Here is a 25,786-nt window from a genome sequence, read left to right as displayed (position 1 = left end):
TATTTTTGTAGGACACGCCTCAAGCGCTCTTCAGAAAAGATTTCCAAGGCCGATGGTTAGGCTGCATACCCGCTATCCATCCAGTCCATCGGTGCTTTCCCATGTTCAACAAACGCCTGAAGCAAGAGCTGGCGGCTCTTCGTGAAGAACTCTCCAGCCTTCTGCAAGTGAAGGAGAGCCTGGAAAGCGAGATGCTGGTGCTCACCCTTGAGCCCGACGGACGGATTCAGTCGGTCAATCAGAACTTCCTCAACGAAATGCTCTACAAGAGCCACGACCTGATCGGCCGCGCCATCGAAGATATCGTGCCGGCCCATGTGAAGTCGGACGAGTTTCATCACCGCTTCAAGGCCGCCCTGACCCGTGGCGAGCATTTCGCCGGCGCTGTGCGTCTTTCCCGCGGTAACGGCGAAGAGGCGTGGTTGCGTTCGATCGTGCAGCCGATTCGCTCGTCGGATGGCCGGATCAAGCATTTCTCGATTTTCTCCAGCGACCTGACCCGCACTATCGAGGCCTCCCGCGAACACGAAAACCTGATCGGCGCGCTGGTGCGTTCGACCGCCGTGATCGAGTTCGACCTCAGCGGTAACGTGCTGAGTGCCAATGAACGGTTCCTGCAAGGGATGGGTTACAGCCTGGCGCAGATCAAGGGCAAACATCACCGCCAGTTCTGCGAGCCGGAGGAGTACAACAGCGCCGAGTACCAGAACTTCTGGCGTCGTCTGAACAATGGCGAATTTGTCGCCGGCCGCTTCAAGCGGGTCGACAGCCATGGCCGGACGGTCTGGCTGGAGGCGTCCTACAACCCGGTGCTCGACGCCAACGAAAAACTCTACAAAGTGGTGAAGTTCGCCACGGTGATCACCGATCAGGTCAATCAGGAACAGGCCGTCGCCGACGCCGCCAACATCGCCTACAGCACGTCCCTGCAGACCGACAGCACCGCCCAGCGCGGCACCCGTGTGGTGACGGAAGCGGTCAACGTGATGCGCGATCTGTCGAAGCACATGCAGACCGCCGGCGAAGGCATCGAGGCGCTGAACGAGCAATCCCAGGTAATCGGCACCATCGTCAAGACCATCAGCGGCATTGCCGAACAGACCAACCTGTTGGCGCTTAACGCGGCCATCGAAGCCGCTCGCGCGGGTGAGCAGGGCCGAGGCTTTGCCGTGGTGGCCGACGAAGTGCGGCAACTGGCCTCGCGCACCAGCCAGGCGACCGAGGAAATCGTCGGTGTGGTGCGCCAGAACCAGGACATGGCGCGCAACGCCGTGGCGCTGATGACCGACGGCAAGCAACAGGCCGAACAAGGGCTGGCGCTGGCGGCGGAGGCCGGTACGGTGATCGTCGAGATCCAGGATGGCGCGCAGAAAGTGGTGGATGCAGTCGGCCAGTTCGCCAACCAGTTATCCAACTGATGCCTGCCAGGCGATGGGATGGTTCACGGCCATCCCTTCGTTGTTTTTATCCCGCTACAATCGGCTCTTTTTCCCGGAGCAGATCCCATGAGCGAGTCCTTCCGTCGCCCGGTTCCCCTGAACAAAGCCTACCGTCTGCTCAATCACGGGCCGACCGTGCTGGTCAGCGCCGCCCATGACGGGCAGCGCAACATCATGGCGGCTGCGTGGGCCATGCCGCTGGATTTCGAACCGCCGAAAGTCGCGGTAGTTCTCGACAAATCTACCTGGACCCGACAATTGCTCGAGGCCTCGGGCACCTTTGTTCTCAACGTTCCTTGTGTGAATCAGGCCGACATCGTGCAGACCGTCGGCTCGACATCGGGCCTGGAAATCAATCGCGATCAAGGTCAGGACAAGTTTCAGGCGTACGGCTTGCAGAGCTTTGCTGGCGAGCAGGTCGAGGCACCAATGCTGGACGGTTGCGTGGCCTGGCTCGAATGCCGGTTGCTGCCGGAGCCGCACAATCACGAGCAATACGATCTGTTCCTCGCCGAGGTGATCGCGGCGCAGGCTGATTCGCGGGTGTTCAGCGATGGACGCTGGCATTTTGAAGGGCACGATGAGCTGCGCACGCTGCATCACGTGGCCGGTGGCAACTTTCTGAAGATCGGTGATCCGGTGGTCGGTAAAAATCTTGATGCCTGACGTTTATTAATGTTTTGCAGCAATTAATTATTGTTTTGCGATAATTTTATTCGTTAGGGTGGCGCTCACATTCATTCTTGTGAGGCTTTCCCATGACCACCCACGGGCTCGTGCAATTCAGTCGGCGCATGGCGACGGTGACGTTGATCCTGATCGTCGTGATGCTGCTGCTCAATGCTGTCATTTGGGTTTACCCACCGTTGGCGGAAAAGGAAGGCTGGGGGCTGGGGTTTGCGCTGACCGAGCGCCAGCTGTCACACATGGCCGACACCGCCACGCTGTTTCCATGGTGGCAGAAGCTGGGCGGGATCGTGCTGTCGAGCATTCCCCTGCTGGCGCTTGCGTCGGGCCTGAACCATTTGCGCCGGCTGTTTCAGAGTTACGCGCGAGGTGAGTATTTCGCCCGGGAAACAGCGGAGCATCTGGGCAAGGTCGGGCGAGCAGTGGCGATCTGGGTGCTGCTGGATTTCCTCTGTGAGCCGATGCTCAGCCTGTGGGTCACCCAGAACGCGCCGGTCGGTGAGCGGTTGTTTACCCTGAGCATCACGGCGGCCTCATTCGTCGCGTTGTTTCTGGCCGCGTGCATTTCGATCATCGCGCGGATTCTGGCGCAGGCCAGCGAAGTGGATCGGGAAAACCGTACGTTTATTTGAGGTCCTCATGCCTATCGTGATTCAACTGGATGTGATGCTCGCGCTGCGCAAGGTCAAATCCAAAGACCTTGCAGCCGCCATCGGCATCACCGAGGCCAACCTGTCGCTGTTCAAACAGGGCAAGGTCAAAGGGCTGCGACTGGCGACCCTGGATGCCATCTGCGAGTACCTCAACTGTCAGCCCGGTGATCTGCTGGTTCGGGTGGCGGGGGAGGAGGGTGAAGCCTGAGGGTTTCAGTTGGCGCTGGAAATGAATTCATGGACATACAAAAAAGGCTTACCTCTCGGTAAGCCTTTTTCAGTTGGCAGTGCTGATTCAATCCCCCAACGCTACCCCTTCACGCCGAGGATCTGCCCCACCTGCCAGCGTTGCCTTCCCTTGAGCATCCTTGACCCGCACGATGGCCTGGGTGCCGCTGGTCATGTCGATTTCGTTGACGGTGTGGTCCTTGTCCTTGAGTGCCTGGATCAGCGTCGGGCTGAACTGGCCCTGTTCCAGTTCAGTGGGGCCGTTGCGGCTGCCGAAGTTGGGCAGGCTGATGGCGCTTTGCGGGTCGAGGTTCCAGTCGAGCAGGCCGACGGTGGTTTTGGCCACGTACTCGATGATCTGCGAGCCGCCGGGAGAGCCGACGGTGGCGACGAACTCGCCACTGTTGCGGTCGAAGATCAGGGTCGGCGCCATCGACGAGCGCGGGCGTTTGCCGGGCTCCACGCGGTTGGCGACCTTCTGTCCGTTCTCTTCCGGGATGAACGAGAAGTCGGTCATCTGGTTGTTGAGCAGGAAACCCTGAACCATCAGGTGCGAGCCGAACGCTGCTTCGATGGTGGTGGTCATCGACACGGCGCCACCGAAGTCATCGACCGCCACCACTTGCGAGGTGGAAATGCGCAGCGGCGAGCGATCCGGCGCGTAGGCGACCTGTACGCCCGGCGGTGTGCCGGGTTTGGCTGTGCCCATGCTGCGTTCGCCGATCAGGCTGGCGCGGCTGGCCAGGTAACCCGAGTCGACCAAACCTTTGACCGGCACCGGCACGAAGTCGGTATCGGCTACGTATTGCGCGCGGTCGGCGTAGGCCAGGCGCTCGGCTTCGGCGATCAGGTGCACGGCTAGCGGCGCAGGTTCGATGCCGGCAGGTCTATCGGTTTTCACTGGCTTGAGCGGCGTCAGAGCCAGACGCGGATCGCGGGTTTCCAGCGCCTGCAAGGTGCCGAGAGTCTGCGCCACCGCAATCCCGCCCGATGATGGCGGCGGCATCCCGCAAACCTGCCAGCGCTTGTAGTCGGTGCACAGTGGCGCGCGCTCCTTGGCCTGATAGTGCTGAAGGTCGTTCAGCGACAGGCTGCCGGGGTTGGCGTGGCCCTGAACCTTGGCCACGATTTCTTCGGCGATCGGGCCTTTGTACAGCGCGTCCGCACCTTCGTTGGCGATGCGTTTGAGCACGGCGGCCAGCGCCGGGTTTTGCAGTCGCGTGCCGACGGCTTTGACGCTGCCATCGCTGTTCAGAAAGTACCTGGCCATGTCCGGCGAGCGGCGAATCACCGGGTCGGATTCCAGCAGTGAATGCAGGCGTGGGGAGATCGCGAAACCTTGCTCGGCGAGTTTGATTGCCGGCTCGAACAATGTCGCCCATGGCAAGCGGCCGTGCTTTTTGTGCGCCAGCTCCAATGCACGCATCACCCCCGGCGTGCCGACAGAGCGTCCACCGATCTGCGCCTGCGGGAACGGCATCGGTTTACCGTCGGCCTGCAGAAACAGTTTCTCGGTCGCACCCGCCGGTGCCGTTTCACGACCGTCGTAGGTGCGCACCTGTTTGCCGTCCCACAGCACGATCATCGCGCCACCACCGATCCCGGAGGATTGCGGTTCGACCAGGGTCAGCACCGCTTGCATCGCTATAGCGGCATCGATGGCGGAACCACCCTGACGCAACATCTCTCGACCGGCCTCGGCGGCCAGCGGATTGGCAGCGGCGGCCATGTGTTTTTCGGCGTGGCTGGCTTGCAGGCCGGTGCGGTAACCGGAGGCGGCTTCCGGTGCCAGCGGCAGGGTCGAGGAGGGCGGGGCGTTGCAGGCCGTGAGGGCGATGGCGCTGACGATCAGTGTCAGGGCGGGCAGGCGAAACCGGTTCAGGGGCAGGGCTGGAAACACGCGGGGCTCTCCGTCCGTGGGATAAAGGTCTGACGGACTGTATCGGCCGACCGTGTACGACGCAAACCGCAGGCACCTTTGTCCTTCATGCCTTGGCGGAATTTCTGTAGGGTCATGGGCAAACGTGAAGCCAGAACAATCAACAAGAGGCCGCCATGCACAACGAGTTTCCGACCCAGCCCAGCTATCGCGAACAGCGCGAGCGCTTTTTAGCCGCCGCGAAGGTGGCGGGTGCAACGCTCTCTTCGTACGCGCATCCGCTCAATGGGCCGTTTGGCGAGTCTTTGAGTACCGATGTGGCGGTGCTGGGGGATCCGTCGACCAAGCGGCGCCTGGTGGCGCTCAGCGGCACCCATGGAGTTGAGGGTTATTACGGCTCGGAGTGCCAGATCGACTGGCTGAAGCATTTCACGCCGGATTCGCTGCCGAAGGATGTCGCGGTGGTAATGGTTCACCTGATCAACCCGTGGGGCACGGCGTGGCTGCGGCGGGTCAATGAAGACAACATCGACCTCAACCGCAATCACCTGGATTTCAACCGACCGCTTCCGGACAACCGCGTTTACGCGGCGCTCCATGAAATTTACGCCTGCACCGATTTGAATGGCCCCGAGCGGCAAAAGGCTGATGCCTTGCTGGATGCGCAAATTGCCGAGCACGGCTGGCCGGCTGTCATGTCGATTGTCGAGGGCGGTCAGCACAGTCATCCCGACGGATTGTTCTTTGGCGGACTCGCGCCGAGTTGGTCGAATCGCACGCTGCATTCAATCATCGAGAATCATCTGGCCGGTGCTGAAACCGTGATGTGTTTCGACCTGCACACCGGTGCCGGGGAGTACGGGCATCCGATGCTGCTGACGATTACCCAAGCGCCGTATCCAGCACTGGCCCAAGCGCAATCGATTTACGGCCCGTGGCTCTACACGCTGCACACCGGCGCCGAAACCCTGAGCGAAACCGGTGTCGCGGCAACCGCTACCGGTTACACCTCGCAGGCGTTGCTCAACGCGTTGCCGAATGTGCAACTGATGCCGTTCGTGATCGAGTGCGGGACTTATTCGGGGCCGGACGTGCATCGTTATCTGCGCGACGATCACTGGCTGCATCTGCATGGCGATCCGCTGGATGCGACGGGGCGGGCGATCAAGTTGAATCTGCTGGAGCAGTTTTATCCGGCGGATCCGGACTGGCGGGCGATTGTCGGTTTGCGGACGCGGCAGATTTGGGCGAGAGGGCTGGCGGCGTTAATGGGCGAGGGATAAACAAACGGCTTACCTTTCGGTAAGCCGTTTTGACTGCCTGGTGATGCGCAGCGGTTTTGACTATGGATGCCGGAGGGTTACTGCTTGAATCCTGGCAGTCCGTTGGCGGCGCGCCATTCTCTTACGGTCTTCGTAATGCCCACGGCAGAGTTGTCCTCTCCTGGTTCGGGATAAAAAATCAAGTCGGTGCCGTCCGGGTGGCTGGTAAGCTTTCTGAATTGTGCCAGCAGCTCGCCAAGCTCCGTATCCGATCCACTTTTATTGGTGGCACGTATTTTTTCGATGAAACGGATAAATTCGGTTTCAGTGTATTCAGATATTTTTTCCATGTGCGTTCACTGTTTTTTGTGTTGAAAGATGTGATTTTTAGGGGTGTTGATTCGGAGGTTGTCTATGTCGTAGACAGCGCCGCCATCAGTGATCCGCTCGACGTGATGTATTTCAAATACCCCTCTTGTGCCTACAGACTCCCTGTCTCGAACCGCGGGTGCGTTGCCCGACATTAAACGATCTTGGGCATCCGAATTGAACTGATCGAAAAGTTCTGGATCATCCCGCACGGCTTGCCAGAATGCTTTTCTGAACGCGTCGAAGTTTGAAAACTCCCTCCCTCTGAGTCTGTCCGCAATCCGCGTCGGAATCGGCACTCCAATCCCTGTTCCAGCTCCTGCCAGCCATACACCGGAAACATCCTCACCAATCCCCGTCACCGTCTCCGGCATCAATCTCGCCGGTTTCGAAAACACCACATACAACGACTTCAGCCCGGTCTCAGCCGGAAACACCAGAATACAATCCTCGGCGGTGATGTCTTCGCCGGGCAGGATTTCTATCTGGCTGTCGGTGTTCGCGGCGATCGGGTGGACGAGGATCGTGCTCAGTGGTTCGCCGTGCTCCGGATAAACCAGCGGCGGCATCGCTCCCAGCGGCCCGCGTTGCGGCGTCCACAAAATCGTGATGTCGTTGAGCTTCGCCTCCATGGCGCTCTTGTCGTTGTTCCACTCGACTTTTACGGTACGCACCGAGTCGTCGCCCGAGGCTCCGGTGTGGATGCCGTAGACCTGCATGACCCCTTCGGCATCGCGTCGGAACTGGAACCGCACGCGAGTGGTTGCGCGAGACAAGGTGCGTAGCTGATCGTCGGTGTAGAGCGTGCCGTCGCCCATTCTGGCCGGCAGCATCCCTAGGATGAAAACACTGGCCGGGCCTGTCGCACCACGGATTGCCCAGTTGAGACGTTGCTGCAGAATTCCACCGCCCGCCATGCGCCCCAACGCCAGATCGGCGCCGATGGCCTTCGCTACGGCGTGACTGGCAGCGGGAATGCGCAGGGCGCCTGCCACCATGACTTTGCCGAAGTGAGAGGCGGGCTCAGGTGTTGTGCCGGCATCCGTTCGACACCAGTTATCCGGTGTGCAGGGTTTGGCAAATACCAGATCGTCGCGAGGCTTTGGCGATGGCCATTCGTCTGTCGGGACGTAGACAGGCTCTGGCTCCGGGCGCGGATTCCAGGCAGCCCACGAGGCGCCGCCGTTCGGAAGTTTTCGGCGCCAGATATCGTCGAAAGGGTCTTTGTCCGGGGCCATGACAACTCCCTGTCTGTCTTTGGATCAAGACAGGGGAGCTTGTCGGTCAGTCGGGATGGCGATCAAATCGACTTGCCGGGATGCAGAGGCCTGATCGAACGAATAATCCTCTTCGTACGCCTTTCGCGCTCTGTTCCTACGGAATCATGCCGGCCCACTGAAGTGGGGCACTTTTCTTGAGGCATAAAAAACGGCCTAACTTTTGGTAAGCCGTTTTAATACTTAGTGGTGTGAAGTCTTTTCAGTGATTGACCATGAATCTTCACTTCTTGAAGCCAGGCAGTCCGTTTGCTTCATGCCATTTCGCGATTGTACGGGCTATGCCAGAGGACGACGTGTCAGCACCTGGCTCAGGGTAGTAGATAAGGTCCATCTTGCTCGGATGCCCAACGATCTCGTTGAAGTGCAGCAATAGAATATCTGCCCGTTCATCTGTAGGTGCCTTGTCTTCCTTTCTGATCTCGTCAATGACACGGCGTTGAGTCATTACTGACCTTTGAACCCAGGCAGACCCTGTGAAGCTCGCCATTCTTTCACAATCTGCGTGACCCCCCGAGGAGAGCTATCCGCGCCTGTCTCCGGGTAATAGATCAGATCGGATCCGGCCGGGTGTTCGCTGATTTTCTCGAAGTGCAACAGTAACAAATCAGCCCGACCATCGTCTTCGGCTTCTTCATCTTCTTTAACGAGTTCTTCCAACAACGCAACGAACTCGGTCTCTGTGTACTCCGAAATGCTGCTTTTCAGTAGATTGTCTTTCATGACTGGCCTATTCGTTCCGGTGGATATCGATGTGGTTTCGAGGTGTATTTACTCGTAGATTATCAACGTCGTAGACGTCGCCACCCTCGGATACTTTTTCGAGATGATGAAGCTCGTAAGATCTTCTGCCGCCGACACTATCGGCTTTGCGCACCCTTGGTGCTTTACCTTTACGCATACGGCCAACACTTTGCTTTATGAACTGATCCGCCACGGCAGACTCCGAAACGGCTTTCCAAAAAGCCCTTCGGAACGAATCGAAGCTTTGGAATTCGAGTCCCCTGAGTGAGTCTGCCACGTCTGTTGGAATTGGAACTCCCACCCCCGAGTTTGCTCCGACGAGCCATATGCCCGACGAATTCTCCCCAACCCCCGTCACCGTCCCCGGCATCAATCTCGCCGGTTTCGAAAACACCACATACAGCGACTTCAGCCCGGTCTCAGCCGGAAACACCAGAATACAATCCTCGGCGGTGATGTCTTCGCCGGGCAGGATTTCAATCTGGCTGTCGGTGTTCGCGGCGATCGGGTGGACGAGGATCGTACTCAGTGCTTCGCCGTGCTCCGGGTGAACCAGCGGCGGCATCGCTCCCAGCGGCCCGCGTTGCGGCGTCCACAAAATCGTGATGCCGTTGAGCTTCGCCTCCATGGCGCTCTTGTCGCTGTTCCACTCTACTTTTACGGTACGCACCGAGTCGTCGCCCGAGACGCCGGTGTGGATGCCGTAGACCTGCATGACCCCTCCGGCATCACGCCGGAACTGGAAGCGCACGCGAGTGGTGGCGCGGGGTAGGGTGCGCAGTTGTTCGTCGGTATAAAGGGTGCCGTCGCCCATTCTGGCCGGCAGCATCCCTAGGATGAAAACACTGGCCGGGCCTGTCGCACCACGGATTGCCCAGTTGAGACGTTGCTGCAGAATTCCACCGCCCGCCATGCGCCCCAAGGCCAGATCGGCGCCGATTGCTTTCGCTACGACCTTACTGGCTGCGGGAAAGCGTACGGCGCCCGCCACCATGATCTTGCCGAAACTGGAGGCGGGCTCAGGTGTTGTGCCGGCATCCGTTCGACACCAGTTGTCCGGTGTGCAGGACTTGGCAAATACCAGATCGTCGCGGGGCTTTGGGGTTGGCCATTCATCTGTTGGAACGTAGACGGGCTCTGGCTCTCGGGGCGGATTCCATGCTGCCCATGAGGCGCCGCCGTTTGGAAGCTTTCGGCGCCAGATATCATCGAAAAGGTCTTGGTCCAGGTCCATGACAACTCCCTGTCTGTCGTTGGATCGAGACAGGGGAGCTTGTGGGTCAGTGGGGATGGCGATCAAATCGACTGGTAGGGATGCAGGGGCCTGATCGAACGAAAAATCCTCTTCGTACGCTTTTCGCACCCGGTTCCTACGGAGCCAGCCGACTCACTGAGGAAGGGCACTTTTCTCTAGGCATAAAAAAACGGCCTACCTTTCGGTAAGCCGTTTTTAGTACTTGGTGGCTACACAGGGACTTGAACCCCGGACCCCAGCATTATGAATGCTATGCTCTAACCAACTGAGCTATGTAGCCAAGTGGCGCGCATTATTCCCCTGAAATGGAAAAGCGTCAAGCGTAAATTCAAAATATTTCTTCTTATTTTCAACCGCTTATCCTCCCGCGCCGAAAATCGGGGCGGGAGGGGCTTTCAACGCAGCTGAAATCTTCCGGTGTTGGCACTCAAGGCATGGCTGCCCTGGCTCAAGGTGTCCGCCGCGAGATTCACGGCCCGCGCGCCTTCGAGCAGGCGAACCGCCGCTTGATCCACCTGCTGGATATTGCCGCTGACCTCATCGGCGGTGCTCGCCTGTTCTTCCACTGCCGTGGCGATCTGGGCGAGGGTGTCGGTGACGCTCTGCACGGCGCTGGCGATTTCCCCCAGGCGTTCGCCAAGTCCCGTGACCGCAGCGGCATCCGATTGCGCCTGGCCGCACGCAGCCTCCATCAGGCTCACGGCTTCGTTGACCGTATTGCGCAAGCTGTCGACCGTACCGGCGATCTGCGCTGTGGACGATTGCGTACGTTGCGACAGGCTGCGCACCTCGTCGGCTACCACGGCAAAACCACGACCTTGTTCGCCGGCGCGAGCTGCTTCAATAGCCGCGTTGAGCGCCAGCAGGTTGGTCTGCTCGGCGACGCCACGAATGGTATCGACCACCAGTTGAATCTGCTGCCCTTGCTCGCTGACCCGGCCGAGCGCTGCGGCAGTTTCGTTCAGGCGCTGATTGAGCTGCTGGATGCTCGCCGTGGTCCGTTGACTGTCACGGCTACTGTCGGCGGCAATGCGCCGGGTGTGCTGAGCGCTGCCGGAAGCCTGTTCACAACTCTGCGCCACGCCTTGAGACGTCGCCGCCAGTTGCGTGGCGGCTGCGGCGATCTGGCTGATCTGCAATTGCTGCGCTTCGACTTCGCTGAGAGCGCCGCTGGAGTGATCGTTGAGGCTGCGCACCGCGTTGCTCAGTTGCGACGTCTCGTGATCGACTCCCAGCAGGCTGGTGCGCAATTGCACCACCGCCACGTTGAGTGCGGTGCTGATCGAGGCCAGTTCATCGCGACCCACGACCGGCACCTGCAGGCTCAGATTGCCGTCGCGCAGAGCCTCGGCCAGCAGCGTGATGCCGCTGGCACTGCGGCGGATAGAGGCTTGCAGGCAGACGAACAGGTACAGCGCCGCAAGTAACAGGAAACCGAACACAGCCGCGACAATGATGAACTGACGAATTGCCGATCCGTGGTAGTCATCCAGCCGCTGATCCAGCGACACCAGCGATTGCTGGCGCAGCGTGGCGAGGTTGCCGAGCAGGGCATCGAGAGTGCGCTCGAATTCTTCAGGCTTGAGATTGATGCTGCCGCCGAACACGCCGTCATCCAGCACTTTCAAACCGGCGTCCAGCTGTTTAAGGCTGTCGTGATATTGCCCGGCCCAGCCTTGCAGGGCTGGCGGCAGACGCGCTTCGAGCAGGCTCGCGGTTTTCACCAGCTGCTCGCGGGCATCGCCGATGCGGCTGCGCAGGTCGCGCAGTTGCAGACGGCTTTGCAGGGTGAACTGACCGGAAACCACGGACGCCTGGCCGACGGCTGCCAGTCGGCCGACCCGTTCGATTAGGTCCGGTGCATGTTGGGTGGAAATCTGCGTCAGCAGATAGGTCTCCAGCCACGGCGCGAGGATCAGGCGATTGTCCATCGCGATCTGTTCGCGCAAGGCTTGCAGGGCGCTGAGGGCGTTGGTGAAACGGTCGTAACCGTCCGGCCACCAACCGACACCGGAAAGGCTTTTCGAGTCCAGGCCATTCAGCGCGGCTTGCAGGGCCTGATAGCGGGTCTGGGTTTCACCTTCCGCGCCTTCGGCTTGCAAGGCATTGCCCAAGTCCAGCGTCGCCTGGGCAACAGCAGGTTGTACGCCATCGAACGCAGCCATCGCGGCAAGGGTCGCTGGCGTCGGCTGGCGGTTGGTTTCCGTGGCGCGCCAGCGGGCGGCGCGGTCGCGTTGGGCGGCGAGCAGGTTGTCGAGAGCATCGAGGGCGAGCAACTGCCGCACACCGGCACGTTCGCCGGCGATCAGGTTGAGTTTGTCGCGATAGTCCTGGCCGATCATCAACAGGCTGCCGGCCAATGGCAGGATAAACAGCAGAAACAACAACTGGAATTTACGCGCGAAGCCAAACCGCCCCAGCAACCTGATCCCCGGTGATAAAAAAGCCTGCATGCCCCATGACTCCTCTGGACACCACGCACCATCGGCGTGCATCGCGGTCGTTGCGACCGGGATTGGTGCCCTGCTAAAAGGCCTCGAAAGTTCACCCTTGCCCGCTCTGTAGGCAGGCTCTGTAGCGAAACTTCCCATTCTCGATGCCCTTTGTAAGGGCGCCGCGTTCAAGCGGATAAGCAAGGCAAGATTCAGACCATGGCGTTGCGCTATCACTTGTAGCGCGACGACTGAATAGTTCGTTAGCTGGCTAAGGGGATGGCGCTGGCGCACCGAAAAATGGCACATTGACGCACCTGCCCGCGTGCACCCATCTGCAGTCCGGAAACTCCCATGGCTATCAGCAACGTTCAGACCGCCGCTGCCTCGGCGTCCGCTCCTTCACAAAGCAGCCCTTTGGTGATGCGCATCATCGGCGCGGTGGCGCTGGCGCATTTGATCAACGACCTGATCCAGTCAGTGCTGCCGTCGATCTATCCGATGCTCAAGGCCAACTATGGCCTGAGTTTCACCCAGGTCGGCCTGATTACCCTGACATTCCAATTGACCGCTTCGCTGCTGCAGCCGTGGGTCGGTTATCACACCGACCGGCATCCGAAACCGTGGCTGTTGCCGGCAGGTTCCATGTGCACGCTGATCGGGATTGTGATGATGTCGATGGTTGGCAGTTTCCCGTTGATTCTGCTGGCGGCGGCGTTGATCGGTATCGGCTCTTCGACTTTCCACCCTGAAGCTTCTCGTATCGCGCGGCTGGCGTCGGGCGGGCGTTTCGGTCTGGCGCAATCGACGTTCCAGGTCGGTGGTAATGCGGGTTCGGCATTCGGCCCGTTGCTGGCAGCGGCGATCATCATTCCTTTCGGCCAGGGTAACGTGGCCTGGTTCGGGCTGTTCGCGGTGTTTGCGTTGTTCGTGCTCTATCGCATCAGCCGCTGGTACGCCCATCACCTGAACCTGTTCAAGCTCAAGGCTGGCCAGGCCGCCACTCATGGACTGTCGAAGGGCAGAGTGATCAGCGCGTTGGTGGTGCTCGGGTTGCTGGTGTTCTCCAAGTATTTCTACATGGCCAGCCTGACCAGTTACTTCACCTTCTACCTGATCGAGAAGTTCGACCTGTCGGTGGCCAGTTCCCAGCTGCATCTGTTCCTGTTCCTCGGCGCAGTGGCGGCGGGCACGTTCTTCGGCGGGCCGATTGGCGACAAGATCGGGCGTAAGGCGGTGATCTGGTTCTCGATCCTCGGCGTGGCACCGTTCACACTGCTGATGCCGCATGTCGATCTGTTTTGGACCACTGTCCTGAGCGTGGTGATCGGCTTCATCCTCGCTTCGGCGTTCTCGGCGATCGTGGTGTACGCGCAGGAGCTGGTGCCGGGCAATGTCGGGATGATTGCCGGGGTGTTCTTCGGTCTGATGTTCGGCTTCGGCGGGATTGGCGCGGCGTTGCTCGGTCATCTCGCGGACATTCACGGCATCGAATACGTGTACTTCCTGTGCTCGTTCCTGCCGCTGTTCGGGGTGCTGGCGATCTTCCTGCCGAGAACCAAAAAGGCCTGACGGGCCGAATTTCAGGCACAAAAAAGCCGCGTATCAAACGCGGCTTTTTCATGGGTGCAGCTTTTACACGTTGAAGCGGAAGTGCATCACGTCGCCGTCTTTGACGATGTAGTCCTTGCCTTCCAGACGCCATTTACCGGCTTCCTTGGTGCCCGCTTCGCCCTTGTACTGGATGAAGTCGTTGTAGGCGATCACTTCGGCGCGGATGAAGCCTTTCTCGAAGTCGGTGTGGATCACGCCAGCGGCTTGCGGTGCGGTGGCACCGACGCGGACGGTCCAGGCGCGGACTTCTTCGACACCGGCGGTGAAGTAGGTCTGCAGGTGCAGCATTTCGTAGCCGGCGCGGATCACGCGGTTCAGGCCAGGCTCTTCCAGGCCCAGGGCCTCGAGGAACATGTCTTTCTCTTCACCGTCGTCCAGCTCGGCGATTTCCGCTTCGATCTTGTTGCAGACCGGAACGACCATGGCGCCTTCTTCTTCGGCGATGGCCTTGACCACGTCCAGGTGCGGGTTGTTCTCGAAACCGTCTTCAGCGACGTTGGCGATGTACATGACCGGCTTGGTGGTCAGCAGGTGGAAGCCCTTGATGATCGCTTTTTCGTCGGCGCTCATGTTCTTCATCAGGCTGCGTGCAGGCTTGCCTTCAGTGAAGTGCGGGATCAGTTGCTCGAGCAGGGCCTTCTGGGCCACTGCGTCCTTGTCACCACCCTTGGCGTTGCGCGCGACTTTCTGCAGTTGCTTCTCGCAGCTGTCGAGGTCCGCGAAGATCAGTTCCAGGTCGATGATTTCGATGTCGCGCTTCGGGTCGACGCTATTGGAAACGTGGATCACGTTTTCGTCTTCGAAGCAGCGCACGACGTGAGCGATCGCGTCGGTTTCGCGGATGTTGGCCAGGAACTTGTTGCCCAGGCCCTCACCTTTCGACGCGCCGGCAACCAGGCCTGCGATGTCGACGAATTCCATGGTGGTCGGCAGGATGCGCTTTGGATTGACGATGGCCGCCAGAGCGTCCAGACGCGGATCCGGCATCGGCACGATGCCGCTGTTCGGCTCGATGGTGCAGAAGGGGAAGTTCTCGGCCGCGATCCCGGATTTGGTCAGGGCGTTGAACAGGGTGGACTTGCCGACGTTAGGCAGGCCGACGATGCCGCAATTGAATCCCATGGTGTTTCCCCTCGGATTAGAGTCAGGCCTTCTGGCTGTGCAGGTTTTTCATCGCGCGGTTCCATTCACCGGCGAGGATATCCGGCAGCACGCCGAGGGCAAAGTCGATGCTGGCATCGAGTTTTTCCTGTTCGGCGCGTGGCGCACGACCCAGGACGAAATTTGAAACCATACTGGCGACGCCCGGGTGGCCGATGCCAAGCCGCAGGCGGTGGAACGTATTCTGATTGCCCAATTGCGCAATGATGTCGCGCAACCCGTTGTGACCGCCATGGCCGCCGCCGACTTTGAGTTTGGCGACGCCCGGAGGCAGATCGAGTTCGTCGTGCGCCACCAGGATTTCTTCAGGCTTGATGCGGAAGAAACCGGCGAGTGCCGCCACGGCCTGGCCGCTGCGGTTCATGTAGGTGGTGGGAATCAGCAGACGAACATCCTGACCCTGATGCGAGAAGCGCCCGGTCAGGCCGAAATACTTGCGATCGGCCACGAGATTCACGTTCTGTGCGTGGGCGATGCGCTCAACAAAAAGGGCCCCTGCGTTATGCCGGGTCTGCTCGTATTCAGCGCCTGGATTTCCCAGGCCAACGATCAGTTTGATGGCAGTCACGATAGGGGCCCTTCCTTTGAGTGGTGGATAACATCGCCGCGATCAGGGAAGGCGGCGAAAGTGGACGAAAAATGCTCATTTACCATGGATGTAAACTCCGCGTTCCCGCCCGCTTTCTCGCTACGTTCCAGTCCGCGATGTTACCTGCTCACTCAGGCATGACAGAGTGAATTACTCTGCTGCGCCTTCTTCGGTAGCTTCTGGAGCAACACGTGGAGCGTGGACGTTGGCAACAGCCAGGTCGTTACCGTGAGCCAGAGCAACGAACTCAACGCCTTTAGGAGCTTTGAGGTCGGACAGGTGAACGATGGTGCCGATTTCAGCGTTAGCCAGGTCGACTTCGATGAACTCAGGCAGATCTTTCGGCAGGCAGGAAACTTCGATCTCGGCAACAACGTGCGAGATTTCGCCGCCTTTCTTCACTGGAGCAGCTTCGTTGATGAAGTGCACAGGAACGATAGCGGTCAGTTTCTGGCCAGCTACAACGCGTACGAAGTCAGCGTGCATCACGTGGCCTTTGGCCGGGTGACGCTGCAGAGCCTTGATGATCACGTTTTGCTTGGTGCCACCAACGTTCAGCTCGATGATGTGGCTGTAAGCCGCTTCGTTTTCGAGCAGTTTGGCAACTTCTTTGGCCAGCATGCTGATGGATTCAGGGGCTTTGTCGCCACCGTAAACAACAGCTGGAACCAGGGCAGCGAGACGACGCAGGCGGCGGCTCGCACCTTTCCCCAGGTCGGAACGCGCTTCAGCATTCAGAGTAAAATCGTTCATTTTGTATCTCCAAAATAGCCATGACCGAGTGGCGTTTGCGACCAGCGCCGAACACGGTATGGGCAAAAAAGCCCCGCCCCGGCAGGAATGCCGGGGCGGGGCGCTTTTCGTCAACGAGACATTTCGAGAAGGGCAGGGCCCTTAACGGAACATCGCGCTGATCGATTCTTCATTGCTGATGCGGCGAACCGCTTCGGCAACAACCGGTGCGATATCCAGTTGACGGATACGTGCACAGGCTTGTGCTGCAGCGGACAGCGGGATGGTGTTAGTGACCACCAGCTCGTCCAGCACGGAATTTTCGATATTCTCGATGGCCCGACCCGACAGCACAGGGTGTGTGCAGTAGGCAAAGACCTTAGCTGCGCCATGCTCTTTCAGGGCCTTGGCCGCGTGGCACAGAGTGCCGGCGGTATCGACCATGTCATCGACCAGAATGCAGGTACGCCCTTCGACATCACCGATGATATGCATCACTTCAGAGTGATTGGCTTTCTCACGGCGTTTGTCGATGATCCCGAGATCCACGCCCAGGGATTTGGCAACGGCACGTGCACGCACGACGCCACCAATGTCCGGGGACACGATCATCAGGTTCTCGAAGCGCTGATCTTCGATGTCATCCACCAGAACCGGGGAGCCGTAGATGTTATCTACCGGAATATCGAAGAAACCCTGAATCTGGTCAGCATGCAGATCAACCGTGAGAACACGGTCGATGCCGACTACGGTGAGCATGTCAGCAACGACTTTCGCGCTGATAGCCACACGTGCGGAACGCGGACGGCGATCCTGACGGGCATAACCAAAATAAGGAATAACAGCAGTGATACGAGTAGCCGAGGAGCGGCGGAAGGCATCAGCCATCACTACCAGTTCCATCAGGTTATCGTTGGTCGGAGCGCAAGTCGGCTGAATAATGAAGACGTCTTTACCACGAACGTTTTCATTGATCTCGGCTGTAATTTCACCGTCGGAAAATTTACCGACAGAGATGTCACCGAGAGGGATATGCAGCTGACGTACGACACGCCGAGCCAGATCGGGGTTAGCGTTCCCCGTAAAGACCATCATCTTGGACACGCGCAGTACCTGAAGGCTGAGGGTATACCTGGATGAGTATAGGAAAATGGCAGGGGCGGCTGGATTCGAACCAACGCATGGCAGGATCAAAACCTGCTGCCTTACCGCTTGGCGACGCCCCTGTATCTGTTGCTTGCAAGTGCCGGGCACTTGGTTCCTTTAGAGCAGACTTTGCAGCTTGCGATGCAACATCGAAACGTTGCTTCCTTTCGCTACAAACCCTGTAAGGGTCTCTGTCAGAAGGGCCGAGACTTTATCAGCTTCAGCTTTGCTTGGGAAGCCCCCAAACACACAACTTCCAGTTCCGGTGAGTTTTGCTTCGGTAAAATTACCTAACAAATTCAATGCGTTACGTACTTCTGGATAACGCCTCGAGACCACCGGCAAGCAGTCATTTCGACTGTTTCCCTCGGGAACGGGGCGCACTTTAATGGGCGGCGTGTTACGTGTCAACAATGGATCTGAAAAAATTTCTGCCGTACTAACAGAGACTTGCGGAACGAGCACGACGTACCACGGTTCGGCGGGCTCGACCGGGGTCAGTTTCTCGCCGACACCTTCGGCGAAAGCTGCGTGGCCACGCACGAACACCGGCACGTCCGCGCCCAGTGTGAGACCCAGTGCAGCCAGGCGATCTTCATCCCAACCCAGTTGCCACAAGTGATTGAGGCCGAGCAGGGTGGTGGCCGCGTTCGAACTGCCACCCCCGATGCCGCCGCCCATCGGCAGGATCTTGTCGATCCAGATGTCGATGCCGAGCGAGCAGCCGGATTGTTCCTGCAGTTTCTTCGCCGCGCGCACGATCAGGTTGCTGTCGTGGGGCACGCCGTCGAATTCGGTGTGCAGGCGAATCACGCCGTCGTCACGCACGGCGAAGGTGATTTCGTCGCCGTAGTCGAGGAACTGAAAAAGCGTCTGCAACTCGTGATAACCGTCTTCACGGCGACCGAGAATGTGCAGCATCAGATTGAGTTTGGCCGGCGAGGGCAGAGTGAGGCGTGGAGCGGTCATGCGTTATTGCCCCAATTTGCGCGGTTGCCAGGTCTTGATGACCAGCGTCACGTCCAGGTCGGTGCCGTGCAGCTTGATCCGCTCGGGCAGCCAGTAACCGTTCTGTTCGGCATAGCTGAGGTATTCGACCTGCCAGCCATCCTGATCCAGATTGGCCAGACGGCTGTTGCCGTCCAGAGTCAGACGGCTTTTGCTGTCCGGTGCCGGGAGGCCGCGAACCCACCAGGCCAGATGCGAGACCGGCAGTTTCCAGCCCAGTTGTTCTTCGACCAGTGCTTCCGGAGTCGGCGCTTCATAACGGCCCTGATTCGCCACTTCCAGCGACACCGCGCCCGGACGGCCGGTCAGCCGAGCGGCGCCACGACCCAGCGGGCCGGACAGACGAATGTCGTAGTAGTCCTGACGTTGCAGCCAGAACAGCGTGCCGCTGCCCGAGTCTTTCGGGGCGCGGATGCCGATCTTGCCGTCGATCTGCCAGCCGTCGAGGCCGGTCAGGTGTTGTTTGTTCGCGGCCCACTGTGCCGGATTGCCGTGGCCTTCGACCGACTCACGGGCGCCGAAGCCCGCACAACCGGCGAGCAGGGCGATGAAGCTGAAAACTATGACGTGGCGCAAAAACATGAGTTAAAGAGTCTCGGATCCGGTCAGGCGCTTGATGGTGCTGCGCAGGATGGTGCTGTCAGGCTGGTCCTTGAGGAACTTGCCCCAGATTTGTTTCGCTTCGCGCTGCTTGCCCTTGGCCCACAGCACTTCGCCCAGGTGCGCGGCGACTTCGTGATCGGGGAAGCGCTCGAGGGCCTGACGCAGGTATTTCTCGGCGTCTTCCAGATTGCCCATGCGGAAGTTCACCCAGCCGAGGCTGTCGAGAACCGCCGGGTCTTCCGGGTTGATCTGGTGCGCCTGCTCGATCAGCGCCTTGGCTTCAGCGTAGCGGGTGGTGCGGTCGGACAGGGTGTAGCCGAGGGCGTTGAGGGCCATGGCGTTGTCCGGATCGCGCTTGATGATCAGGCGCAGGTCTTTTTCCATCTGCGCCAGGTCATTGCGTTTTTCCGCCTGCATCGCACGGGTGTAAAGCAGATTCAGATCGTCCGGGTATTGCTGCAACGCTTGTTGCAGGACTTTCCAGGCCTTGTCGCCCTGATTGTTGGCGGACAGGGTTTCGGCTTCGATCAGGTATAACTGGATCGCGTAATCCGGCTGCTCGTCACGCTCGGCGGCCAGTTTGCTCTGGGCTTCGGCGGTCTTGCCGTTGTTCATCAGAATATCGGCTTGACGCAGCTGCGCCGGCAGATAGTCGTTGCCCGGGCCGACCTGGGCGTACTCGATGAGCGCGCCTTGCGGGTCGTTGCGTTCTTCGGCAATGCGGCCCAGGTTCAGGTGCGCCGAATCGACATGGCTTTCCCGGGCGATCAGGTCTTCCAGATAGCCCTTGGCCTCGTCCCAGGCCTTGGCTTCCAGGCAGACCAGCGCCAGGGAATAACGCAGTTCGTCGTCTTCCGGGTATTGCTGAACCAGGGTGGAGAACTCGACCTTGGCGTCGTCCATCCGGTCCTGTTCCACCAGCATCCGCGCGTAGGTCAGGCGCAGGCGCTTGTCGTCCGGATACTTCTTGATGCTCTTTTGCAGCAGCGGCAGCGCTTCGTCGCCGCGATTCAGCCCTTGCAGCAGGCGCGCGCGCAGCAGGATCGGGGCGATCTCGCCGTCTTCCGGCGGGTTGTCTTCGAGCAGGGCAAGCGCACCTTTGGTGTCGCCGTCCTGCTGCATCAGCAGGGCCTTGCCGAAAATCAGCTGATTGTTGTTCGGGTGACGCTGCAACAGGCGGTCGAAGCTTTTCATCAGGCCGTTGCGGGTTTCCTGATCGGTATCGGCGGCCGACAGCGCGAGGAAGTCGAAATGGGTGTCGCCTTTGCCCTGCAGGACTTTCTCCATATAGACCATCGAGTCGTCATAACGCCCGGCGCGAGCCAGTTGCACGGCGGCGGCGCGTTGCGCTTCGAGGTCGTCCGGGGCGTTTTTCGCCCAGATCAGCGCGGTATCGAGAGCCGGCTGATCGGCACCCAGATACTCGGCGATGCGGAACGCACGCTCGGAAACGCCCGGGTCCTGGGTGTTGATGGCCTGGGTCACGTAGTTGTCCAGGGCAATGTCGAAACGATTGCGCTGGCCAGCGAGCTCGGCGCTCAGCAGGCTGAACACCGTTTCCTGGCTGAACGAGCTGTAAACCTTGGGCTTTTCAGGGGCCGGCGTGGTGTCTTCGACCGGTGAGGCACCGTCCTGCGAAACGGGGGCCAAGGCCTGGCAGCCGCTGAGGAAGACAAAAGCGAGGAGCAACGCGGAAGATCTATTCATATAGGAAGAGGACGACTAACCTGCGGTCGGATCATCATGACACAAGCCTTCGGCCAAACATAACCGAGTCTCGATTGTGGCCATTATAGGGGCCGACAATTGGGACAATAGTCAGCGGTAGTTGTTCTGAATCTGACGAAGTAGGACAATTGCCGGCTTCACGTCACCATCAGCGACCTTGAATGGCCTTCCTTGCACTCGGTATCAACCACAAGACTGCTTCAGTAGACGTCCGCGAGCGCGTGGCCTTTACCCCTGAGCAGCTGGTGGAGGCCTTGCAGCAGCTCTGCCGACTCACCGACAGCCGCGAAGCTGCGATCCTCTCCACCTGCAATCGCAGTGAGCTGTATATAGAACAGGATCAGCTTTCGGCCGATATCGTGCTGCGCTGGCTGGCCGACTATCACCATTTAAGCCTCGATGAGCTGCGCGCGAGTGCTTATGTGCATGAAGATGATGCGGCAGTTCGTCACATGATGCGCGTCGCCTCCGGGCTCGACTCGCTGGTGCTGGGCGAACCGCAGATTCTCGGCCAGATGAAATCGGCCTACGCCGTTGCCCGCGAGGCCGGCACCATCGGGCCGCTGCTCGGGCGACTGTTTCAGGCGACCTTCAACGCCGCCAAGCAAGTGCGTACCGACACCGCGATCGGTGAGAACCCGGTGTCCGTGGCGTTTGCCGCCGTCAGCCTGGCCAAACAGATTTTCAGCGACTTGCAACGCAGCCAGGCCCTGCTGATCGGCGCCGGCGAGACCATCACCCTGGTCGCCCGTCACCTGCATGAACTGGGGGTCAAGCGCATCGTGGTCGCCAACCGGACGCTCGAGCGCGCCAGCCTGCTGGCCGAACAGTTCGGTGCCCACGCGGTGTTGCTCTCGGACATCCCGGCCGAACTGGTGCGCAGCGACATCGTCATCAGTTCTACCGCCAGTCAGTTGCCGATCCTCGGTAAAGGCGCGGTGGAAAGCGCGCTGAAGCTGCGCAAGCACAAGCCGATCTTCATGGTCGACATCGCCGTTCCCCGTGACATCGAGCCTGAAGTCGGCGAACTCGACGACGTTTACCTCTATAGCGTCGACGATCTGCACGAAGTGGTCGCCGAAAACCTCAAGAGCCGTCAGGGTGCAGCGCAGGCGGCTGAAGAGATGGTTTCGGTCGGCGCCGACGATTTCATGGTGCGCCTGCGCGAGCTGGCGGCGGTCGACGTGCTCAAGGCCTATCGTCAACAGAGCGAACGCCTGCGCGACGAAGAACTGCAAAAGGCCCTGCGCCTGCTGGCCAACGGCGGCAACGCCGAAGACGTGCTCGGGCAACTGGCCCGTGGCCTGACCAACAAACTCCTGCACGCCCCGAGCGTGCAGTTGAAAAAGCTTTCTGCCGAAGGCCGCCTCGATGCGCTGGCCATGGCTCAGGAACTCTTTGCCCTCGAGGGCTCACCGGATAGCTTTTCGGATAAAAAACCGCAATGAAAGCGTCACTGCTCAATAAGCTGGACATTCTCCAGGACCGTTTCGAGGAACTGACCGCGCTGCTCGGCGACGGCGAAGTCATTTCCGACCAGACCAAATTCCGCGCCTATTCCAAGGAATACGCCGAACTTGAGCCGGTGGTACAAGGCTATAAAAAGCTGCTCGGCGTACAAAGCGATCTTGAAGGCGCGCAGGCGCTGCTCAAGGACAGCGACCCGGACATGCGTGAAATGGCCGTGGAAGAAGTCCGCGAAGCCAAGGAGTTGCTGATCACGCTGGAATCCGACCTGCAACGCATGTTGCTGCCCAAGGATCCCAACGACGGGCGCAACGTGTTTCTCGAAATCCGCGCCGGCACCGGTGGCGACGAGGCGGCGATCTTCTCCGGCGACCTGTTCCGCATGTACTCGCGTTACGCCGAACGGCGTGGCTGGCGCGTGGAGATCCTCTCGGAAAACGAAGGCGAACACGGCGGCTATAAAGAAGTCATCGCCCGCATCGAAGGCGACAACGTTTACGGCAAGCTGAAATTCGAATCCGGCGCGCACCGCGTACAGCGTGTACCCGCCACCGAATCCCAGGGCCGTATCCACACCTCGGCCTGCACCGTGGCGGTATTGCCCGAGCCGGACGAGCGTGAAGCCATCGAGATCAACCCGGCGGATTTGCGCGTCGACACTTACCGCTCCTCCGGGGCCGGTGGTCAGCACGTCAACACCACCGATTCGGCGATCCGCATCACCCACATACCGACCGGCACCGTTGTCGAGTGCCAGGAAGAACGTTCCCAGCACAAGAACCGTGCCCGTGCGATGGCCTGGCTGGCGGCCAAACTCAACGACCAGCAGACGGCGGCGGCGGCCAACGCCATCGCCAGCGAACGTAAATTGCTGGTGGGTTCCGGTGACCGCTCCGAGCGCATCCGTACCTACAACTTTGCCCAGGGCCGGGTCACCGACCACCGCGTCAACCTGACCCTGTATTCCCTCGACGAAATCCTCGCCGGTGGCGTCGAAGCGGTGATCGAGCCGTTGCTGGCCGAATACCAGGCCGACCAGCTCGCAGCGATAGGTGAGTAAATGACCATCATCGCCAGCCTGTTGCGCGCCGCCGAACTGCCGGATTCGCCCACCGCGCGCCTGGACGCCGAATTGCTTCTGGCCGCCGCGCTGGGCAAGTCGCGCAGTTTTCTCCACACCTGGCCCGAGCGCATCGTGCCCAGCGAAGCCGCACTGGTTTTTGCCGAGTACCTGCAACGTCGTCGCAGCGGCGAGCCGGTCGCCTACATTCTGGGTCAGCAGGGTTTCTGGAAGCTGGATCTGGAAGTCGCACCGCACACGCTGATCCCGCGCCCGGACACCGAACTGCTGGTGGAAGCCGCACTGGAATTGCTGCCGGCGATCCCGGCCAAAGTTCTCGATCTGGGCACCGGCAGCGGAGCGATTGCCCTGGCCCTGGCCAGCGAACGCCCGGCGTGGAAAGTCACCGCCGTGGATCGCGTGCTGGAAGCGGTGGCCCTGGCCGAACGCAATCGCCAGCGCCTGCACTTGAACAACGTCACGGTGCTGAGCAGTCACTGGTTCAGCGCCCTCGAAGGCAAGCGTTTCGAGTTGATCATCAGCAACCCGCCGTACATTCGCGCGGCCGATCCGCATCTGGTGGAAGGCGATGTGCGCTTCGAGCCGGAAAGCGCCTTGGTGGCCGGCATCGACGGGCTCGGCGATCTGCGCCTGATCATCGCCCAGGCGCCGGCCCATCTGGAGGCCGGTGGCTGGCTGATGCTCGAACACGGCTATGATCAAGCCGAAGCCGTGCGCGATCTGCTGCTGACGCAAGGTTTCGACGAAGTCCACAGCCGCACCGATCTGGGCGGCCATCAACGGATCAGCCTGGGGCGCCTGCCGTGCTGAATGATCAGGAATTGTTGCGCTACAGTCGGCAGATCCTGCTGCAACACATCGACATCGATGGCCAGTTGAAGCTCAAGGACAGCCGGGTATTGATCGTCGGCCTCGGCGGTCTCGGCGCGCCGGTGGCGCTGTACCTGGCGGCGGCGGGTGTTGGTGAATTGCACCTGGCGGATTTCGACACGGTCGACCTGACCAACCTGCAACGCCAGATCATCCACGACACCGACAGCGTCGGCATGAGCAAGGTCGACTCGGCGCTCAAGCGCCTGAGCGCGATCAACCCTGAAATCAAACTGATTCCTCATCGTCAGGCGCTGGACGAAGATTCTCTCGCCGCAGCCGTGGCGTCGGTGGATCTGGTGCTCGACTGCTCGGACAATTTCTCCACCCGCGAAGCGGTCAACGCCGCTTGCGTGGCGGCGCGCAAGCCATTGGTCAGCGGCGCGGCGATTCGCCTCGAAGGACAACTTTCGGTGTTCGACCCGCGCCGCGCCGAAAGCCCGTGCTACCACTGCCTGTACGGTCACGGCAGCGAAGCCGAACTGACTTGCAGCGAAGCGGGTGTGGTCGGGCCGCTGGTCGGTCTGGTCGGCAGCCTGCAAGCGCTGGAAGCCTTGAAGTTGCTGGCGGGATTCGGCGAGCTGCTGGTGGGGCGTCTGCTGTTGATCGATGCACTGGGCTCGCGATTCCGTGAGCTGCGGGTCAAGCGCGATCCGGGTTGCAGCGTCTGTGGTTCGCAGCATGCGTGAAGCGCCGATCGCCGTATTCGATTCCGGCGTCGGCGGATTGTCGGTGCTGGCGGAAATCCAGCGTCTGCTGCCGACTGAATCGCTGCTCTACCTCGGCGATTGCGGCCATATTCCTTATGGCGAGAAAACTCCGGAATTCATCCGCCAGCGTTGCAGCGTGATGGCCGGTTTTTTCCGCGAGCAGGGCGCCAAGGCGCTGGTGATCGCGTGCAACACCGCGACCGTGGCCGGCGTCGCTGATTTGCGCCGGGACTTTCCCGAGTGGCCGATTGTCGGCATGGAGCCGGCGGTCAAACCGGCCGCCGCCGCCACCCGCAGCGGCGTGGTGGGCGTGCTAGCCACTACCGGCACTTTGCAGAGTGCGAAGTTTGCAGCGCTGCTCGATCGTTTTGCCACGGATGTGCGGGTCATCACGCAGCCGTGCCCCGGACTTGTCGAGCGGATTGAAAGCGGCGATCTTCACAGCCCCGAGTTGCGTGCATTGCTCAAGCACTACGTCGATCCGCTACTGGCGAACGGTTGCGACACGATCATTCTGGGCTGCACCCACTATCCGTTTCTCAAGCCGATGCTCAAGTCGATGATCCCCGAGAGCATCAGCCTGATCGACACCGGCGCGGCAGTAGCCCGCCAATTGCAGCGGCTGCTGGCCGAGCGGGATCTGCTCGCCGAAGGGCCGAACCGACCGGTCAGATTCTGGACCAGCGCCGATCCCGAGTCTTTGCGCAACACGCTGGCCCTGTTGGGCCAAGTCGCCGGCGACGTCGAAAAATTCACCTTGTAAAAAAAATGTGAAATATCTAAAAAGTCAGCTGAACTTCTGACCAAGCGCAGATTTCTATAGCGCAGAGTGACCTAGAAAAACCAAACGAT

General features: G+C 60.1%; 25 protein-coding genes and 2 tRNA genes. 11 read left to right on the top strand and 16 right to left on the bottom strand.

The genetic code is table 11. From position 1 onward, the window contains the following. Positions 1-101: 101 nt before the first annotated feature. The 4 genes from ABFB52_RS24610 (at position 102) to ABFB52_RS24595 (ending at position 2,987) form a co-directional block, all read left to right on the top strand. On the top strand, positions 102-1,418 hold the full coding sequence (locus ABFB52_RS24610; RefSeq protein ID WP_102716929.1) for a PAS domain-containing methyl-accepting chemotaxis protein: 1,317 nt from the start codon (positions 102-104) through the stop codon (positions 1,416-1,418). An 87-nt stretch (positions 1,419-1,505) separates the two neighbouring features. Then, positions 1,506-2,105 (top strand): flavin reductase family protein, encoded by a 600-nt coding sequence (locus ABFB52_RS24605; RefSeq protein ID WP_129973078.1) that lies wholly within the window; start codon positions 1,506-1,508, stop codon positions 2,103-2,105. A gap of 92 nt (positions 2,106-2,197) precedes the next feature. After that, the gene (locus ABFB52_RS24600) at positions 2,198-2,758 is read left to right on the top strand and encodes a DUF2975 domain-containing protein (protein ID WP_129973077.1); all 561 of its coding nucleotides are present in this window, start codon (positions 2,198-2,200) and stop codon (positions 2,756-2,758) included. A 7-nt stretch (positions 2,759-2,765) separates the two neighbouring features. Then, positions 2,766-2,987: a helix-turn-helix transcriptional regulator gene (locus tag ABFB52_RS24595; protein ID WP_129973076.1), complete on the top strand. Its 222-nt coding sequence runs from the start codon at positions 2,766-2,768 to the stop codon at positions 2,985-2,987. An 87-nt stretch (positions 2,988-3,074) separates the two neighbouring features. Here the strand turns inward: ABFB52_RS24595 and ggt are convergent, their stop codons facing one another. Further along, complete coding sequence (ggt, locus tag ABFB52_RS24590; protein WP_129973075.1) at positions 3,075-4,907, bottom strand: gamma-glutamyltransferase; 1,833 nt, start codon at positions 4,905-4,907, stop codon at positions 3,075-3,077. Between the two features lie 155 nt (positions 4,908-5,062). On the opposite strand from ggt, the gene ABFB52_RS24585 reads away from it, so the two are divergent. After that, positions 5,063-6,169: a DUF2817 domain-containing protein gene (locus tag ABFB52_RS24585; RefSeq protein WP_129973074.1), complete on the top strand. Its 1,107-nt coding sequence runs from the start codon at positions 5,063-5,065 to the stop codon at positions 6,167-6,169. Between the two features lie 77 nt (positions 6,170-6,246). On the opposite strand, the gene ABFB52_RS24580 is transcribed toward ABFB52_RS24585, so the two are convergent. The 7 genes from ABFB52_RS24580 to ABFB52_RS24550 form a co-directional block, all read right to left on the bottom strand. Continuing rightward, on the bottom strand, positions 6,247-6,498 hold the full coding sequence (locus ABFB52_RS24580; RefSeq protein WP_129973073.1) for a bacteriocin immunity protein: 252 nt from the start codon (positions 6,496-6,498) through the stop codon (positions 6,247-6,249). Between the two features lie 6 nt (positions 6,499-6,504). Continuing rightward, positions 6,505-7,755: an S-type pyocin domain-containing protein gene (locus tag ABFB52_RS24575; RefSeq protein ID WP_129973072.1), complete on the bottom strand. Its 1,251-nt coding sequence runs from the start codon at positions 7,753-7,755 to the stop codon at positions 6,505-6,507. Between the two features lie 262 nt (positions 7,756-8,017). Beyond that, positions 8,018-8,242: a bacteriocin immunity protein gene (locus ABFB52_RS24570; RefSeq protein ID WP_236191694.1), complete on the bottom strand. Its 225-nt coding sequence runs from the start codon at positions 8,240-8,242 to the stop codon at positions 8,018-8,020. Continuing rightward, the gene (locus ABFB52_RS24565) at positions 8,242-8,517 is read right to left on the bottom strand and encodes a bacteriocin immunity protein (RefSeq protein WP_085745396.1); all 276 of its coding nucleotides are present in this window, start codon (positions 8,515-8,517) and stop codon (positions 8,242-8,244) included. Before ABFB52_RS24565 ends, ABFB52_RS24570 begins: the two co-directional genes overlap by 1 nt. 7 nt (positions 8,518-8,524) lie before the next feature. Further along, positions 8,525-9,772, bottom strand: a complete 1,248-nt coding sequence (locus ABFB52_RS24560) for an S-type pyocin domain-containing protein (protein WP_346836108.1) — start codon at positions 9,770-9,772, stop codon at positions 8,525-8,527. Between the two features lie 224 nt (positions 9,773-9,996). After that, positions 9,997-10,073, bottom strand: a tRNA-Met gene (locus ABFB52_RS24555). Between the two features lie 115 nt (positions 10,074-10,188). Then, on the bottom strand, positions 10,189-12,246 hold the full coding sequence (locus ABFB52_RS24550) for a methyl-accepting chemotaxis protein (RefSeq protein ID WP_129973070.1): 2,058 nt from the start codon (positions 12,244-12,246) through the stop codon (positions 10,189-10,191). A 333-nt stretch (positions 12,247-12,579) separates the two neighbouring features. On the opposite strand from ABFB52_RS24550, the gene ABFB52_RS24545 reads away from it, so the two are divergent. Continuing rightward, entirely contained in the window at positions 12,580-13,797 is a 1,218-nt protein-coding gene (locus tag ABFB52_RS24545) for an MFS transporter (RefSeq protein ID WP_129973069.1), read from the top strand. 63 nt (positions 13,798-13,860) lie between these two features. Here ABFB52_RS24545 and ychF read toward each other — a convergent pair whose 3' ends face one another. From ychF to ABFB52_RS24505, 8 genes are all read right to left on the bottom strand, one after another. Then, positions 13,861-14,961 carry a redox-regulated ATPase YchF gene (ychF, locus tag ABFB52_RS24540; RefSeq protein WP_085607001.1) on the bottom strand — a complete coding sequence of 367 codons (1,101 nt, stop codon included), beginning with the start codon at positions 14,959-14,961 and terminating at the stop codon, positions 13,861-13,863. A gap of 22 nt (positions 14,962-14,983) precedes the next feature. Then, the gene (pth, locus tag ABFB52_RS24535) at positions 14,984-15,568 is read right to left on the bottom strand and encodes an aminoacyl-tRNA hydrolase (protein WP_007951726.1); all 585 of its coding nucleotides are present in this window, start codon (positions 15,566-15,568) and stop codon (positions 14,984-14,986) included. 171 nt (positions 15,569-15,739) lie between these two features. Then, positions 15,740-16,342 (bottom strand): 50S ribosomal protein L25/general stress protein Ctc, encoded by a 603-nt coding sequence (locus ABFB52_RS24530; RefSeq protein ID WP_102687527.1) that lies wholly within the window; start codon positions 16,340-16,342, stop codon positions 15,740-15,742. A gap of 141 nt (positions 16,343-16,483) precedes the next feature. Continuing rightward, entirely contained in the window at positions 16,484-17,425 is a 942-nt protein-coding gene (locus tag ABFB52_RS24525) for a ribose-phosphate pyrophosphokinase (RefSeq protein ID WP_003171603.1), read from the bottom strand. A 47-nt stretch (positions 17,426-17,472) separates the two neighbouring features. Further along, positions 17,473-17,547 (bottom strand) — tRNA-Gln (locus ABFB52_RS24520). Positions 17,548-17,584: 37 nt separating this feature from the next. Further along, positions 17,585-18,436, bottom strand: coding sequence for a 4-(cytidine 5'-diphospho)-2-C-methyl-D-erythritol kinase (gene ispE, locus ABFB52_RS24515; RefSeq protein WP_007951723.1), 852 nt, complete (start codon positions 18,434-18,436; stop codon positions 17,585-17,587). A gap of 3 nt (positions 18,437-18,439) precedes the next feature. Further along, positions 18,440-19,057: a lipoprotein insertase outer membrane protein LolB gene (gene lolB, locus ABFB52_RS24510; protein ID WP_007951721.1), complete on the bottom strand. Its 618-nt coding sequence runs from the start codon at positions 19,055-19,057 to the stop codon at positions 18,440-18,442. A 3-nt stretch (positions 19,058-19,060) separates the two neighbouring features. Next, positions 19,061-20,785 (bottom strand): tetratricopeptide repeat protein, encoded by a 1,725-nt coding sequence (locus ABFB52_RS24505; protein WP_085745392.1) that lies wholly within the window; start codon positions 20,783-20,785, stop codon positions 19,061-19,063. A 182-nt stretch (positions 20,786-20,967) separates the two neighbouring features. Between ABFB52_RS24505 and hemA the strand changes: the two genes are divergently transcribed. The 5 genes from hemA to murI are packed head-to-tail and all read left to right on the top strand — an operon-like array spanning position 20,968 to position 25,697. Further along, positions 20,968-22,254: a glutamyl-tRNA reductase gene (gene hemA, locus ABFB52_RS24500; RefSeq protein ID WP_007951716.1), complete on the top strand. Its 1,287-nt coding sequence runs from the start codon at positions 20,968-20,970 to the stop codon at positions 22,252-22,254. Next, complete coding sequence (gene prfA, locus ABFB52_RS24495; protein ID WP_007951714.1) at positions 22,251-23,333, top strand: peptide chain release factor 1; 1,083 nt, start codon at positions 22,251-22,253, stop codon at positions 23,331-23,333. The genes hemA and prfA overlap by 4 nt, the downstream gene beginning before the upstream one ends. After that, positions 23,334-24,164 carry a peptide chain release factor N(5)-glutamine methyltransferase gene (gene prmC / locus ABFB52_RS24490; protein WP_129973068.1) on the top strand — a complete coding sequence of 277 codons (831 nt, stop codon included), beginning with the start codon at positions 23,334-23,336 and terminating at the stop codon, positions 24,162-24,164. Further along, complete coding sequence (locus ABFB52_RS24485) at positions 24,158-24,913, top strand: molybdopterin-synthase adenylyltransferase MoeB (protein WP_129973067.1); 756 nt, start codon at positions 24,158-24,160, stop codon at positions 24,911-24,913. Before prmC ends, ABFB52_RS24485 begins: the two co-directional genes overlap by 7 nt. After that, positions 24,906-25,697: a glutamate racemase gene (murI, locus tag ABFB52_RS24480; protein ID WP_129973066.1), complete on the top strand. Its 792-nt coding sequence runs from the start codon at positions 24,906-24,908 to the stop codon at positions 25,695-25,697. Before ABFB52_RS24485 ends, murI begins: the two co-directional genes overlap by 8 nt. Positions 25,698-25,786: the final 89 nt, after the last annotated feature.

The sequence above is a fragment of the Pseudomonas sp. 9.2(2024) genome (genome assembly GCF_039695385.1).
In the GTDB taxonomy this organism is placed as follows: Bacteria; Pseudomonadota; Gammaproteobacteria; order Pseudomonadales; family Pseudomonadaceae; genus Aquipseudomonas; species Aquipseudomonas paraglycinae.
Note: the sequence above shows the minus strand (reverse complement) of the source record. Positions and strands in the feature narration are given on the sequence as shown.

Coding starts and splice junctions, on each gene's coding strand:
- hemA (WP_007951716.1), top strand. CDS start 20,968: ATGGCCTTCCTTGCACTCGGTATCAACCACAAGACTGCTTCAGTAGAC.
- ABFB52_RS24580 (WP_129973073.1), bottom strand. CDS start 6,498: ATGGAAAAAATATCTGAATACACTGAAACCGAATTTATCCGTTTCATC.
- prfA (WP_007951714.1), top strand. CDS start 22,251: ATGAAAGCGTCACTGCTCAATAAGCTGGACATTCTCCAGGACCGTTTC.
- lolB (WP_007951721.1), bottom strand. CDS start 19,057: ATGTTTTTGCGCCACGTCATAGTTTTCAGCTTCATCGCCCTGCTCGCC.
- ABFB52_RS24530 (WP_102687527.1), bottom strand. CDS start 16,342: ATGAACGATTTTACTCTGAATGCTGAAGCGCGTTCCGACCTGGGGAAA.
- ychF (WP_085607001.1), bottom strand. CDS start 14,961: ATGGGATTCAATTGCGGCATCGTCGGCCTGCCTAACGTCGGCAAGTCC.
- ABFB52_RS24610 (WP_102716929.1), top strand. CDS start 102: ATGTTCAACAAACGCCTGAAGCAAGAGCTGGCGGCTCTTCGTGAAGAA.
- ABFB52_RS24550 (WP_129973070.1), bottom strand. CDS start 12,246: ATGCAGGCTTTTTTATCACCGGGGATCAGGTTGCTGGGGCGGTTTGGC.
- ABFB52_RS24595 (WP_129973076.1), top strand. CDS start 2,766: ATGCCTATCGTGATTCAACTGGATGTGATGCTCGCGCTGCGCAAGGTC.
- ABFB52_RS24600 (WP_129973077.1), top strand. CDS start 2,198: ATGACCACCCACGGGCTCGTGCAATTCAGTCGGCGCATGGCGACGGTG.
- ABFB52_RS24565 (WP_085745396.1), bottom strand. CDS start 8,517: ATGAAAGACAATCTACTGAAAAGCAGCATTTCGGAGTACACAGAGACC.
- ABFB52_RS24545 (WP_129973069.1), top strand. CDS start 12,580: ATGGCTATCAGCAACGTTCAGACCGCCGCTGCCTCGGCGTCCGCTCCT.
- ABFB52_RS24560 (WP_346836108.1), bottom strand. CDS start 9,772: ATGGACCTGGACCAAGACCTTTTCGATGATATCTGGCGCCGAAAGCTT.
- ABFB52_RS24570 (WP_236191694.1), bottom strand. CDS start 8,242: ATGACTCAACGCCGTGTCATTGACGAGATCAGAAAGGAAGACAAGGCA.
- ABFB52_RS24575 (WP_129973072.1), bottom strand. CDS start 7,755: ATGGCCCCGGACAAAGACCCTTTCGACGATATCTGGCGCCGAAAACTT.
- prmC (WP_129973068.1), top strand. CDS start 23,334: ATGACCATCATCGCCAGCCTGTTGCGCGCCGCCGAACTGCCGGATTCG.
- ABFB52_RS24585 (WP_129973074.1), top strand. CDS start 5,063: ATGCACAACGAGTTTCCGACCCAGCCCAGCTATCGCGAACAGCGCGAG.
- ispE (WP_007951723.1), bottom strand. CDS start 18,436: ATGACCGCTCCACGCCTCACTCTGCCCTCGCCGGCCAAACTCAATCTG.
- murI (WP_129973066.1), top strand. CDS start 24,906: ATGCGTGAAGCGCCGATCGCCGTATTCGATTCCGGCGTCGGCGGATTG.
- ABFB52_RS24505 (WP_085745392.1), bottom strand. CDS start 20,785: ATGAATAGATCTTCCGCGTTGCTCCTCGCTTTTGTCTTCCTCAGCGGC.
- ABFB52_RS24605 (WP_129973078.1), top strand. CDS start 1,506: ATGAGCGAGTCCTTCCGTCGCCCGGTTCCCCTGAACAAAGCCTACCGT.